This window comes from Microbacterium sp. NPDC055903 (genome assembly GCF_053615555.1).
Genome location: NZ_JBSHCA010000001.1, coordinates 1,493,300 through 1,506,169, shown reverse-complemented (window position 1 = coordinate 1,506,169; position 12,870 = coordinate 1,493,300). Strand labels below are relative to the sequence as shown.

Here is a 12,870-nt window from a genome sequence, read left to right as displayed (position 1 = left end):
CGAGCGCGTCCTGAGGCGGCGGATAGTGGAGATCGGCCGGATGCCCCCGGCCTCGCATTCGTTCGAGGAGGAACACAATGCCCACCAGCGACTACATCGTCGTCGGAGCCGGTTCGGCGGGAAGCGTCGTCGCCCGTCGGCTCCTGGATGCCGGACACAGCGTGCACGTCATCGAAGCAGGGCCGGTCGACGGCGACCCGAACATCCACAGCCCGCAGGGCTGGCCCGCCCTGCTCATGTCGGAGAACGACTGGGCCGTGATGACCGTCCCGCAGGCGCACGCCGCGGATCGCCCGCTGTACTGGCCGCGCGGCAAGACGCTCGGCGGCAGCAGCTCGCTCAACGGCATGATCTATATGCGCGGGCACGCCAGCGACTACGACTCGTGGGCAGCGGAAGGCGCAGAGGGGTGGAGCTGGGCCGACGTCGAACCGCTGTTCCTGCGCTCCGAGGACCATGCGGACGGAGCGAGCGCGCACCACGGCACCGGCGGACCGCTGCACGTGGAGCGCATCGCCGTGGAGACCAGGCATCCCGCCGCGCAGGCCTTCGTGGACGCGGCGAAGACGGTCGGCATCCCCGAGACCGAGGACTTCAACACAGGCCCGCTGGACGGCGTCGGCTTCAACCACACCACGACCCGCGACGGTCGGCGCGCCAGCGCCTGGCAGAGCTTCATCGTGCCGGTGATCGATCATCCAGCGCTCACCGTGACGACGGGAGCGCTCGTGCACCGGGTCGTGATCGAGGACGGTCGTGCCGTCGGCGTCGAATACTCCGCCGGCGGCATGACTCACCAGGCGCGCGCCGAGAAGGAGGTCATCCTCTCGGGCGGCGCCATCGGCTCACCGAAGATCCTGCTGCTCAGCGGCATCGGACCGGCCGCCGACCTCGAGGCGCTCGGCATCCCCGTCGTCGCCGATGTGCCCGGCGTGGGCGAGAACCTGCACGACCACCTGCTCGTGAGCGTCATCTACGAGGCGAACGCGCCGGTCCCGGCCGGCCGCAACAACCTCCTGGAGAGCCAGCTGTTCGCCCGCAGCAGCGCCTGGGATGGGCCGGCGCCCGACCTGCAGCCGCTGTTCATCCACCTGCCGTACCCGACCGATGGCGGTGCCGTCCCCGAACACGGCTACACGATCGCGGCGGGGATCGTGCGGCCGTACTCGCGCGGCACGCTGAAGCTCGCCTCCGCGGACGCCGCCGCGGCGCCGTTGGTCGATCCGAACATCTTCGCCGATGAGCGCGACCTCGAGGCGATGGTGGATGCCGTGATCCTCAGCCGCGAGATCGGCGGGCAGGATGCCTTCGCCGGGATGCGCGCGTCGGAGTTCGCGCCGGGACCGGACGTCGTCTCCCGTGACCAGCTGCGCGACTTCTGCCGCCGGACGGCCGGCACCTACCACCACCAGGTCGGCACGTGCCGGATGGGCGTCGACGAGCGGTCCGTGGTCGATCCGAGCCTGCGGGTGCGCGGCGTCGAGGGTCTGCGCGTGGCGGATGCCTCGATCATGCCCTCTGTGCCCAGCGCCAACACGAACGCACCCTCGATCATGGTCGGCGAGAAGGCATCCGACCTCCTGCTCGCCGATGCCGCCGCCGTCGCGGCGTCCTCCGCCCGAGAGGCCGCGGTCGTCTGACCAGAACGGGGCCGGCTGCGCGCCGGCCCCGTTCACGCCGCGCGAGAGGCCGCTCTGAACTCGCTCGGCGACGCGCCGTACTCCCCGCGGAAGGCGCGCGCGAAACCGGCGGCGTCCGCGAAGCCGCATCCCGCCCCGATCGCTGCGACGCTGCGGGCCTGGAGCACCGGATTGGCGAGGTCTCGGCGGGCCTGCTCCAACCGCCGCCGCCGGATCCATCCGCTGGCCGTCTCGCCGTTCTCCTCGAACAGCTTCTGCAGATAGCGCAGCGAGACGTGGTGCGCGTCGGCCACCGCGCTGACCGTCAGGGTGGTGTCGGCGAGCCGGTCGGCGATGTACGCCTCGATCCGCAGCAGCAGCGCGCGACGGTGCGATGCCTCCTCACCGGCCGACGCACCGATCCGCTCGGCGAGGGTGGCGGTCAGCAGGTCGAACACCGCGTCCGACAGGGGCATGCCGCCGCCGAGCGGCTCATCGTCGAGCTGCCTGCTCATCTCCGCGAGGAACGTGGACGTCACCGCCCCCAGTCCCCGGCGCCCGGAGAACCGCGACGCCGTGACGGTCGCGAGCGTCCTGCGGTCGATGCGGAGCAGATCGATGGGGAACATCACCACGAACATGGCGAAGGTGTCCTCGAAGTCCAGCAGGTAGGGCCTGGTCGTGTCGTAGAGGGCGAAGTCGCCCGGGGCGAGGGCCGCATCCCGCCCGTCCTGCGAGATGACGCTGTAACCGCGCAGCTGCAGCCCGAGCTTGATGTGGCCGGGGTCGCTGCGCGCGATCATCTTGGAGCTGCGCTGCACCGCCACGGCCGAGCCGTGCACCGTGCTGATCTCCGCGCGGCCGATGGGCTGCGAGACCAGGCGTCCGGCGAACCCGATGTCGTCGCGCTCCTTGGGCATCGCGGCCAACGGCACGAAGTTCTCCGCGACGGCGGCCGACCAGGCGTCGAACCGCTCGGAGGCCTGCACCATGGAGCAGTCCAGGACGGCTCTGGCGGATGCGGCGCTGCCGGCGGGGACGACGTCGGTGATCACACGATGCTCCACTTCCTCGTGAGCGATGATCCCTCAATACTGAACGATCGGTCGGGAAGAGGCAAGGGCCACCGCACCCGACGGCGACCCTTGCCTGCGCCTGCCTCGGCTCACACGGTCGTGAGCACGAGCCCTGAACCGTCGGCGGCCACATCCACCCGCACGGTGTCGCCATCGCGCACGCCGCCCGAGAGCAGCGCCGTGGCGAGCCGGTTCTGCACCTCCGTCTGGATGAGGCGCCGCAGCGGACGAGCCCCGAAGATCGGGTCGTAGCCGCGTTCGGCGAGCCACGACCGCGCATCCGGCGTCACCGCGAGCGTGAGCCGGCGCTCATGCAGCCTGCGCTGCAGCTGATCGATGGACAGCTCCACGATCTGGGCGAGGTCGTCCTCGCTCAGCGCCTGGAACATCACCACGTCGTCGAGGCGGTTGAGGAACTCCGGGCGGAAGGCCTGTCGCACCAGCGCCATGACCTCTTCGCGCTTGACCTCGACCGACAGCGTCGGATCGATGAGGATCGGCGAGCCGATGTTGCTCGTGAGGATGAGGATGACGTTGGAGAAGTCGACCGTGCGGCCCTGCCCGTCGGTGAGCCGGCCATCGTCGAGCACCTGCAGCAGCACGTCGAACACCTCGGGGTGCGCCTTCTCGACCTCGTCGAGGAGCACCACGCTGTACGGGCGGCGCCGGACGGCTTCGGTGAGCTGGCCGCCCTGCTCGTATCCGACGTATCCGGGAGGGGCGCCGACGAGTCGGGAGACGGAGTGCTTCTCGCCGTACTCGGACATGTCGATGCGCACCATGGCGTGCTCATCGTCGAAGAGGAACTCCGCGAGGGCCTTGGCGAGCTCCGTCTTTCCGACGCCGGTCGGTCCGAGGAACAGGAACGATCCGGTGGGGCGACCGGGGTCGCTGATGCCCGCGCGCGAGCGGCGGACGGCATCCGACACGGCCGCGACGGCCTCCTTCTGACCGATCAGGCGCTTGCCGAGCTCGGCCTCCAGGTGCAGCAGCTTCTCGCTCTCCCCCTGCAGGAGTCGGCCGACCGGGATGCCCGTCCACGCCGCGATCACGCCCGCGATGTCCTCGTCGGTGACCTGCTCGTTGACCATCCGTCGCTCGGCGCCGTCCTCGGAAGCCTCGGAGCGCTCGGCCTCCATGAGCTCGCGCTCGAGCCCGGGGATCTCGGCGTACAGCAGCCGGGACGCCTTCTCGAGGTTGCCCTCGCGCTGCGCGCGCTCTGCGTCGCTGCGCGCCGCATCGAGGCGGGTCTTCAGATCACCGACGCGGTTCAGCGATGCACGTTCGCGCTCCCAGCGCGCCTGCAGCTCCTTCAGCCGTGCCTCCTCGCCGGCGAGATCCTCGCGCAGTGCGGCGAGGCGCTCCTTGGATGCCGCGTCCTTCTCGCGCTTGAGGGCGAGCTCCTCGAGCTTCAGGCGGTCGACATGCCGACGCAGCTCGTCGATCTCGACGGGGGCCGAGTCGATCTCCATGCGCAGGCGCGATGCCGCCTCGTCGATGAGGTCGATGGCCTTGTCCGGCAGCTGACGGGAGGGCAGGTACCGGTTCGACAGGGACGCGGCGGCGACCAGGGCTCCGTCGGCGATGGCGACCTTGTGGTGCGCCTCGTAGCGCTCCTTGAGTCCGCGAAGGATCGCGATGGTGTCCTCGACGGACGGCTCGCCGACGTACACCTGCTGGAATCGGCGCTCCAGCGCGGCATCCTTCTCGATGTACTCGCGGTACTCGTTCAGCGTCGTCGCACCGATCAGCCGCAGCTCGCCGCGCGCGAGCATCGGCTTGAGCATGTTGGATGCCGCCACGGACCCCTCTCCGCCGTCGGCGCCCATGAGGGTGTGCAGCTCGTCGATGAAGGTGATCACCTTCCCGTCGGACTCGGTGATCTCCTTCAGGACCTGCTTCAGACGCTCCTCGAACTGGCCGCGGTACATGGCCCCTGCCACGAGGGCCGAGATGTCGAGGGTGATCAGCTCCTTGTCCTTGAGCGACTCGGCGACGTCGCCGGCGACGATGCGCTGTGCGAGGCCCTCGACGACGGCGGTCTTGCCGACGCCCGGCTCGCCGATGAGCACGGGGTTGTTCTTCGTGCGCCGGGTGAGCACCTGGCTGACGCGCCGGATCTCGCTGTCACGGCCGATCACGGGGTCGAGCCTTCCCTGCCTGGCGCGGTCGGTCAGGTTGATGCCGAACTGCTCGAGGGCGGACTGCTGGTCGTCGGTCTGGGGCGTGGTCATCTGTTCCTCCTGGGGCTCCTTTTCAAACTTGAGTGAAGTTGGCTCAAGTTTAGCACTAGCGCCGAGCGGCGAGCACGGCGTCCCAGACGACATGGGCGACGTGACGCTTCGAGCCGACAGCATCAGCCACGACCTCCCCGCCCGCACCGATGACCTCCACCGCGTTGTCCGCCTTCTCGAACCCATGCTCGGCATCGGCGAGGTTCACGACGAGCAGGTCCACGCCCTTGCGTTCGCGCTTGCGCCTGGCGCGCGCCCTGCGCTCCTGCGCATCGCGCAGCGTCTCGGCGGCGAAGGCGACGACGGTCTGACCGACCGGCCTCGCCGCGGCGAGCGAGGCGACGATGTCCTCGTTCTCCACGAGGTCGATGCGTGTGAGCACGCCCGCCTCCTTGGTGAGCTTCTGATCGGATGCCTGCGCCGGCCGATAATCGGCGACCGCGGCGGCCATGATCACGACATCGGCGTCGGACGCGGCATCCTTCATCGCGACGGACAGCTCGGATGCCGAGCCCGCCGCCCGCACCTCGACGCCGTGAGCATCCGCGAGGACCTCGGCGGCGATGTTCGCGGCGACGAGGACCACGGCGGCCCCGCGCGCGGCCGCCTCTGCGGCGAGCGCCGCACCCTGGCGCCCGCTGGAACGGTTCCCGAGGAAGCGCACCGGGTCGATCGGCTCCCGCGTGCCGCCTGCGGAGACGACAACCCTGAGGCCGGCGAGGTCCTTCGGGGCAAGCACCGCGAGCGCGCGCTCACCGATCACGTCCGGTTCGAGCATCCGACCAGGACCGGCGTCGCCGCCGGTCAGCTCGCCATCGTCCGGCCCGAGGATGCCGACGCCGCGCTCGCGCAGGGTCGCGACGTTGGCCTGCGTGGCCGGATGCCGCCACATCTCGGTGTGCATGGCCGGTGCGATCACCACGGGCGCGGTCGTAGAGAGCAGGGTGGTGCCGAGCAGGTCGTCGGCGATCCCGGCAGCCATCCTGGCGATCGTGTTGGCCGTCGCCGGGGCGACGATGACGAGATCGGCCGCCTGGCCGACGGCGACGTGGCGCACGCGCGCGACGTCGTCGTGCACGCTCGTGGTGACCGGGTTGCGGCTGATCGCCTCCCAGGTGGGAAGGCCGACGAAGCGCAACGCGTCTTCGGTGGGGATGACGGTGACATCGTGCCCCGCCTTGATGAGCAGTCGCACCAGGTGGACCGTCTTGTACGCGGCGATGCCGCCCGTGACTCCGACGACGATGTTCATGCGTCCATACTCCCCTGCCGCGGCCTGTCACGGGGCCGTCCGGCGAGGACCGCGCACACATCGGGCGGATAGGCTGGTCCGCGTGTGCACGGTGATCATCGACGTCGCGGATTCCGGGGCCTCGCGCCTGCTCGCCGTGCGCGACGAGGACCCGGAACGCTCCTGGGACCATCTCGGCAAGTGGTGGCCGGACGCGTACCCCGGCGTGATCGGCATCCGCGACAGGCGAGCGGGCGGCGCGTGGCTCGCCGTGAACCCCGCAGAGCACCGCCTCGCCGTCCTTCTCAACCGCGCCGACGTGCTCGACCTCGCACCCGAGGACGCCCTCTCGCGGGGTTCCCTCGCCCTGGAGTCCGTCGCAGGACGGTCGCCGCAGGGGTCGCCGCGGATGCACGGGTTCAACCTCGTCGAGGCCACACCGGATGCCGCACGCGTCATCACCTGGGACGGCGAGCGCCTCCGTGAGACGCCGATCGATCAGGGCATCCACATGATCGCCCACGACGAGCTCGACGATCAGGGGACGCCGCGCATCGCGGCCTGGCTGCAGAGGTTCCGCTCGACAGACCCGGATGCGTGGACGCAGCTGCTCGCAGAGACGGCGGAACTGCCCGCCGAGGACGACCGAGCGATCATCCGCGACAACCGTCCGCACGGCTACCCGACGCAGTCACTGCTGTACTGCACGGCGACGGTGACGGCCGATGGCGTCGCGGTCGAGGATGCCGCCCTCCCCCGACCCGGCCACTGGAGCCCCGCTCCCTGAGTCCACCGCACGCTCCCTGAGCCCCGCTTCCCGCTCCCTGAGCCTGTCGAAGGGAGCCCACCGCACGCTTCGACAAGCTCAGCGAGCTACACAGGGGCGAGCTCAGCAAGCCGCCTTCTCGGCCCCGCCCCGTCCCCCTGAGCCCCGCTTCCCGCTCCCTGAGCCTGTCGAAGGGAGCCCGCCGCACGCTTCGACAAGCTCAGCGAGCTACACGCTTCGACAGGCTCAGCGAGCTAGGCCGGGGGCAGGGCTCAGCGAGCTGCACGCTTCGACAGGCTCAGCGAGCTACGGCAGCAGCGAGCCGGCGCTCAGGCGGCGGAATCCTGCGTGCAGGAGAACGTCGCGCGGTAGGCCGTCGGCGTCGTCCCCAGCACCCGGTGGAAGTTCTGCCGCAGCACGGCCGCCGATCCGAACCCGCATTCGGCGGCGATGCGGTCGAGGCCGAGGTCGGTGCGCTCCAGCATCCGCTGCGCCTGGATGATGCGCTGCCTGGCCAGCCATGCGGCAGGCGTCGCACCGTGCTCGGCCTTGAACCGACGCGCGAACGTCCGAGGCGACATGTGCGCGCGATAGGCGAGCTGCTCGACGGAGAGATCCTCGCGCAGGTTCTCCATCGCCCAATCGGTCACGAGGGCCAGTGAGTCGTTCTGCACCGCGGGGAGAGGGCGGTCGATGAACTGCGCCTGACCACCGTCCCGCTGCGGGGGAACCACCATGCGTCTCGCCACCCGGTTGGTCAGCTCTGCGCCGATCTCCTGGCGGAGCAGGTGCAGGCAGGCATCCAGCCCTGCGGCCGTTCCCGCGCTGGTGATGATCCTGCCGTCCTGGACGAAGAGGACGTCAGGGTCGACGTCGATCTGCGGATACATCTCGGCCATGGTGTCCGCGTACATCCAGTGCGTCGTCGCCCTCCGCCCGTCGAGGACGCCGGATGCCGCGAGGATGAACGATCCGCTGCAGACGCTCAGCAGCCATGCGCCGCGCGCGGCGGCGTGGCGCACCGCATCCAGCACGAGCGGGTCGATGCCAGCCCAGCGCTCGCGGGGCAGCGGGCAGACCACGACGAGATCGGCCTCGTAGGCGAAGGCCAGGTCGTGCTCCACGTTGAGGGAGAAGCCCAGTTTCGATGCGACGATGCCCGGCCGGGGTGCGACGACGCGGAAGTCGAAGTTCGGCACGCCGTCGGAGGAGCGATCCAGACCGAAGGCCTCGCAGGCGACTCCGAACTCGAACGGTGCGAATCCGTCCTGCACGACACAGGCGACCGTCTTCATGGCATCCTTCTTCCTCGTTCCACGGCACCCGAACAGGGGTGGCAGTTTTCGCGCGAACCATGACCATTCTGCCACTCGTGGCATGAATCTGTCGAGCATAGCGTTTCTGCCATGATCTTCCTCCTGCTCCTCGCCGCCCTCGCCATCTGGGCCGCCGTCGCGACGCTCGTGGAGGTGCGCCGTGACGGCTACGGCCCCTGCGCGACGGATTGGACGCGCGTATCCGGACGGGACGAGGATGCGGCCGCCGGCCCCCGCATCCTGCCCTAGTCCGAGCCCCGCGCTATGCTCGGCGGCATGAGCGATCCTCAGCAGTCGGGCGTCCCGCAGCCGGCGCCCCAGCAGCCCCCGTACGCCGCGCCGCAGAACGGCTACCCCGCTCAGGCACCCGGGTATCCGACCCAGCCGAGCTACCCCGGATCCGCCCAGGCCGCACCGGCCGGCTACCCGGCGACGCCGGCGTACCCGGCCGCGGGGCCCACGGCGGGCGCCGGCAACGGCGCGGGGCGCGCGGGGCTGATCATCGGCATCATCGGCCTCGCCCTCGGCGGGATCTTCGCGATCGCCACCCAGGCACTGCTCTACTCCGGTTCGCTGGGCGGTTACGAGGCGTACGGCGTCGTCAACGGGATCGGCTCGGTCCTCTCGACACTGGCGGCCGTGGTCGCCCTCATCCTCGGGATCATCGGCCTGCGCCGTCGTGACGCACCGCGGGGCGCAGCCGGCATCGCCACCGGGCTCGGCATCGCGGGAGTGTTCGGCGGCCTCTTCAGCTTCCTGCTCTCCGCACTGCACACGCTCATGTCCGTCTTCTGATCATCCCCACGGCCATCGCCGGCGGCGCCTGACCCTGACCGCGACCGGCTCTGGTTCAGGCGGCGGCGGGACGGCCGTCCGATCGCCGGAGAGCCATCGCAGCCAGAGCGCATCCGGATTGGGTTCCAGGATGAGCGCACGGGTGAGCAGAGTGAGCGGGATCGACAGGATCGCTCCGAGGGGCCCGATCACCCAGGTCCAGAAGATCACCGAGAAGAAGCTCAGCGTCAGGCTGATGTCCACCGCATCGCTGACGAACTTCGGCTGGACGAGCACCTGCAGCACGACGTTGGCGACGCAGTACACGGCGATCACACCCAGCATCAGCGGCCAGTCGCCCACGAAGAACGCCAGGATCGCGGGCGGTACGAGTCCGAGGATGAATCCGACATTCGGGACGAAGTTCGTGACGAACGACAGGATCGCCCAGACCAGCGGCGCTGGCACCCCCATCCACCACAGCGCCAGCCCGTCGACGATCGCGACGATCGCACCGAAGATCGCATTGACGACGAAGTACCGCCGGATGCCGGAGTTCAGTCGTACGATGCGGCCGAGCACGCCGGCCCTCGTCGCGGCGAACAGCGCGGGCGCCTGCCGGTAGCGGGCGGCGTCGACCGCCATGAAGATGATGTAGGCGAAGACGAAGAACAGCGCCGTCGCGACTCCGACGATCGCGCCGCCGACGCTCTGCACGATGCCGAGAAGGGCCTCGGGATCGAACGCGGATGCCACAGCATCCGTCGCCTCCTCCAGGAAGCCGAGCGACTCCAGCCAGCCGACGATGTCGTCGACCTGCCTGGTCAGCGCGTCGCCCGTGCTGAGCTCTGCGATGAGGCGGGCGAACTGCGTGGCTGCGAACCACAGCAGCGCTCCCATCGCCGCGAGCACGACATATGCCAGCGCGATCACCGCGGTCGAGCACAGCCAGCGCGGCCAGCCCCGCCGCTCGAGCGGTGCGCGCACGGGCTCGCAGATGATCACGATGACGACGGCGAGAGCGATCGGCCCGACGATCTGTGCGGCGAAGTGGAGCCCGGCGATGACGATCACCGTCGCCGCGAGGGTGAGGAGCACGCGCAGACTCGGTGAGAACGATCGGTCGGAGGTCTGTGCGGGGCCTGTCACCCGGCCAGGATAGCCCGCCGCGCCGACATGCTCCCGCGTCCACGCCCCGCCGCTGACGACGCCACACCGCCGCCCGCTTCACCTGGCACTTCACGCCGCAATGCACGCCGCATCCCGACCACGAGCGACCACCCAGCCGCGGGCGACCAGCCCGGCCGCCCGCGAGCAGGCCAGCCCTCAGGACTCCGCAAGCACGCGCTCGTACACGGCGATCATCGCGGCCGTCCGCGAGGACTGGCGGAACTCCTCCGCGACCTCCGGCACGGGCACGGGCGAGCGCCCCGCAACGATGTCAGCCGCCGCTTCGCGCAGCGTCAGAGCGAGGGCGTCGATGCGCTCCGGCTCCGTGCCGGATGCCGCAGGCACCTGCCACAGCCCGCCCCGCAGTTCGGCGGCGATGTCGGGATCGCTGATCACCGACGGGGTCCCGAGCGTCGCCGCCTCGAACGGCGTCATCCCCTGCGTCTCGAACCCGATCGAGGTCTGCACGAGAGCGTCCGCCGCCGCGATCCTGGCGAGCGTCTCGGCGTAGGTCAGCCTGCCGGCGAAGCGGATGCCGGAGTGTCCGCGCGCGATGCGCTCCGCGGCCTTGCGCTGCCCGCCGCCGCCGATGACCTCGACGTCCGCGTCGACGCCGGAGGCGACGACCGCTTCCAGGAACGGCAGCAGCCTCTTCTCGGGGCTCATCCTGCCGAGCCACACGAAGCGCGGACGGCCCGACTGCCGAGGTCCGCGAGCGGCGAGCGTCGCCTGTCGCACCTCATCGTCGATGCCGTTCCAGATCACGTCGACGTGGTCGAAGACGCCGTGCTCCTCCAGGCGAGCCGCGAAGTGCCCCGACGGGGCCGTCACGGCCGACGCGCCCTGCGCGATGCCGCGCAGGTACGCCCAGCCGTCGAGGCCGGGCACGGCGGCGCCGATCCCCCGCATCGCGGTGCGACGCCAGAGGTTCAGCACGGCGAGGGCCGGGCGATGCAGCGGCGTGACGGCGGCCATGCCGACGTCCACCCTGTTGTGCATGGTGTGGACGACAGGGATGCCGTGACGATGCGCGAACCGGTGACCGATGAACGCCCCCCAGAAATCCGCCTGAACGTGCACGACGTCCACCGGCGGGCGGACGGCGAAGGCGTGGTCGAGGAAGCGGTCGACACCTCGCCCCGGCCACGTCATGGAGTACTCCCGGTCGAGGGTGATCGGGATCGACGGGGTATCGAGGTAGGCATCGGCGCGCTTCGACAAGCTCAGCGAGCTAGAAGAGGACGGGCTCAGCGAGCTAGAAGAGGACGGGCTCAGCGAGCTAGCAGAAGGCGAGCCTGGGGAGTCCGGGCTCAGCGAGCCCCCCGGCCTCGACGCGTGCATCCGCGGCGCGACGACCGTCACGGTGTGCCCTGCCTGCTCCAGGAATCTCCGCTGCAACCGCATGGACACCTGCGCACCGCCGAGCGACTCCAGGTGCTGATCGCCGAAGAAGACGATGTGCATCTCGGCTCCTACTCCGGCAGGGGCTCGTCGCGGTAGAGGGCCTCGAAGGTGTCGAGCGTGCGGTTGATGTCGTGCACGAGCACCCCGTCCAGGGAGGCGTGCTGCATCCGCGCGTATTCGGCATCCGATGCCGTGAGGACACGGGTCAGCTTGTCGGCGAGGTCATCAGCATCGCCGGGGGTGAAGAGGTAGCCGTTCTCGCCGTCGTGGACGAGGTGCGGCAGCGCGACCGCATCGGCGGCGACGATCGGCAGGGCAGAGGCCATCGCCTCCATCGTCGCGATGGACTGCAGCTCCGCGATCGAGGCGATCACGAAGAGGCTGGCGCGAGAGAGGACGGCTCGCAGCTCGCCATCCGTGGTCCTGCCGTGGAACGTGACCCGCTCGGCGAGACCGAGCTGGCGGGTGAGCGCCTCGAGGTTCTTCGCCTGGTCGCCGCCGCCGACGATGTCGAAGTGCACGTCCAGCGCAGGGTCGAGCTTCGTCATCGCCTGCAGGATCACCTCGACCTGCTTCTCGGCGGTGAGCCTGCCGACGAACACGATCCGGTTCTCGTCCCGCGGCGCGACGACGGGGGTGTACTGGCTGCGGTCGATGCCGCAGCTGACCGGGATCACACCGGACACCTCGACGGTGCGCTCGAGGAAGTCCGCGGCGCGCCTCGTCGGTGTGGTGACGGCGCGGGTGAGGTCGAACGTGCGCTTGGCGTCCGCCCAGGCGAACCGCAGGATGAGGTCGTTGATGAACTGCGGCATCCGCGTGTGCTCGAGGACGTTCTCGGCCATCACGTGGTTGGTCGCGACGACCGGGATGCCCCGCTCGTGCGCGATGCGCGAGAGCCCGCGGCCGATGACGATGTGCGACTGGATGTGCACGACGTCAGGGCGCACCTCGTCGAGCACCTTCCTCGCGTAGTGCTTCGACCGCCAGGGCCAGACGAAGCGCAGCCAGTCGTGCGGAGCCCAGCGGATCGACGGCAGCCGGTGCAGCGTCATCGGCTCGCCTTCGATGACCTCCGTGCGCGCCTTCGCCGTGCGGTACGCCTGGTTCGGCGCGACGACGTGCACGTCGTGCCCGCGCTGGACGAGACCTGCGGCGAGGCGCTCGGCGAAGCGGGCGGCGCCGTTGATGTCGGGCGCGAAGGTGTCGCACCCGATCAGGATCTTCAGCGGACGGGGAGCGTTCGACGCATCGATCTGATCGTCGGATGAGGTCACGGG

At 70.2% G+C, this 12,870-nt stretch carries 11 protein-coding genes; 4 read left to right on the top strand and 7 right to left on the bottom strand.

The features are described 5' to 3' along the window. The first annotated feature begins 77 nt into the window (after positions 1–77). On the top strand, positions 78–1,640 hold the full coding sequence (locus ACWGJP_RS06925) for a GMC family oxidoreductase (protein WP_452329013.1): 1,563 nt from the start codon (positions 78–80) through the stop codon (positions 1,638–1,640). A gap of 32 nt (positions 1,641–1,672) precedes the next feature. On the opposite strand, the gene ACWGJP_RS06920 is transcribed toward ACWGJP_RS06925, so the two are convergent. The 3 genes from ACWGJP_RS06920 to coaBC form a co-directional block, all read right to left on the bottom strand. After that, positions 1,673–2,674, bottom strand: a complete 1,002-nt coding sequence (locus tag ACWGJP_RS06920; RefSeq protein WP_452329012.1) for an AraC-like ligand-binding domain-containing protein — start codon at positions 2,672–2,674, stop codon at positions 1,673–1,675. Between the two features lie 110 nt (positions 2,675–2,784). Next, a complete protein-coding gene (locus tag ACWGJP_RS06915; RefSeq protein ID WP_452329011.1) occupies positions 2,785–4,929 on the bottom strand; it encodes an ATP-dependent Clp protease ATP-binding subunit in 2,145 nt (714 codons plus the stop codon). A 55-nt stretch (positions 4,930–4,984) separates the two neighbouring features. Further along, positions 4,985–6,181: a bifunctional phosphopantothenoylcysteine decarboxylase/phosphopantothenate--cysteine ligase CoaBC gene (gene coaBC, locus ACWGJP_RS06910; RefSeq protein WP_452329010.1), complete on the bottom strand. Its 1,197-nt coding sequence runs from the start codon at positions 6,179–6,181 to the stop codon at positions 4,985–4,987. An 82-nt stretch (positions 6,182–6,263) separates the two neighbouring features. On the opposite strand from coaBC, the gene ACWGJP_RS06905 reads away from it, so the two are divergent. After that, on the top strand, positions 6,264–6,947 hold the full coding sequence (locus tag ACWGJP_RS06905; RefSeq protein ID WP_452329009.1) for an NRDE family protein: 684 nt from the start codon (positions 6,264–6,266) through the stop codon (positions 6,945–6,947). Positions 6,948–7,255: 308 nt separating this feature from the next. Here the strand turns inward: ACWGJP_RS06905 and ACWGJP_RS06900 are convergent, their stop codons facing one another. Continuing rightward, positions 7,256–8,221, bottom strand: coding sequence for a GlxA family transcriptional regulator (locus ACWGJP_RS06900; RefSeq protein WP_452329008.1), 966 nt, complete (start codon positions 8,219–8,221; stop codon positions 7,256–7,258). 111 nt (positions 8,222–8,332) lie between these two features. Here ACWGJP_RS06900 and ACWGJP_RS06895 point away from each other — a divergent pair, with 111 nt between their 5' ends. Then, complete coding sequence (locus ACWGJP_RS06895; RefSeq protein ID WP_452329007.1) at positions 8,333–8,491, top strand: hypothetical protein; 159 nt, start codon at positions 8,333–8,335, stop codon at positions 8,489–8,491. 27 nt (positions 8,492–8,518) lie between these two features. Beyond that, positions 8,519–9,037, top strand: a complete 519-nt coding sequence (locus ACWGJP_RS06890; RefSeq protein WP_452329006.1) for a hypothetical protein — start codon at positions 8,519–8,521, stop codon at positions 9,035–9,037. Here ACWGJP_RS06890 and ACWGJP_RS06885 read toward each other — a convergent pair whose 3' ends face one another. From ACWGJP_RS06885 to ACWGJP_RS06875, 3 genes are all read right to left on the bottom strand, one after another. After that, positions 9,038–10,165 (bottom strand): AI-2E family transporter, encoded by a 1,128-nt coding sequence (locus ACWGJP_RS06885; RefSeq protein ID WP_452329005.1) that lies wholly within the window; start codon positions 10,163–10,165, stop codon positions 9,038–9,040. It lies immediately after the preceding gene. A 177-nt stretch (positions 10,166–10,342) separates the two neighbouring features. Further along, entirely contained in the window at positions 10,343–11,650 is a 1,308-nt protein-coding gene (locus ACWGJP_RS06880) for a glycosyltransferase family 4 protein (RefSeq protein ID WP_452329004.1), read from the bottom strand. Between the two features lie 8 nt (positions 11,651–11,658). Continuing rightward, positions 11,659–12,867 (bottom strand): glycosyltransferase, encoded by a 1,209-nt coding sequence (locus tag ACWGJP_RS06875; RefSeq protein ID WP_452329003.1) that lies wholly within the window; start codon positions 12,865–12,867, stop codon positions 11,659–11,661. Between the last annotated feature and the right edge of the window lie 3 nt (positions 12,868–12,870).

What these genes read in the sequence shown, in the direction of transcription:
- ACWGJP_RS06925 (WP_452329013.1), top strand. Translation starts at nt 78, where the DNA reads ATGCCCACCAGCGACTACATCGTCGTCGGAGCCGGTTCGGCGGGAAGC.
- ACWGJP_RS06915 (WP_452329011.1), bottom strand. Translation starts at nt 4,929, where the DNA reads ATGACCACGCCCCAGACCGACGACCAGCAGTCCGCCCTCGAGCAGTTC.
- coaBC (WP_452329010.1), bottom strand. Translation starts at nt 6,181, where the DNA reads ATGAACATCGTCGTCGGAGTCACGGGCGGCATCGCCGCGTACAAGACG.
- ACWGJP_RS06900 (WP_452329008.1), bottom strand. Translation starts at nt 8,221, where the DNA reads ATGAAGACGGTCGCCTGTGTCGTGCAGGACGGATTCGCACCGTTCGAG.
- ACWGJP_RS06895 (WP_452329007.1), top strand. Translation starts at nt 8,333, where the DNA reads ATGATCTTCCTCCTGCTCCTCGCCGCCCTCGCCATCTGGGCCGCCGTC.
- ACWGJP_RS06890 (WP_452329006.1), top strand. Translation starts at nt 8,519, where the DNA reads ATGAGCGATCCTCAGCAGTCGGGCGTCCCGCAGCCGGCGCCCCAGCAG.
- ACWGJP_RS06880 (WP_452329004.1), bottom strand. Translation starts at nt 11,650, where the DNA reads ATGCACATCGTCTTCTTCGGCGATCAGCACCTGGAGTCGCTCGGCGGT.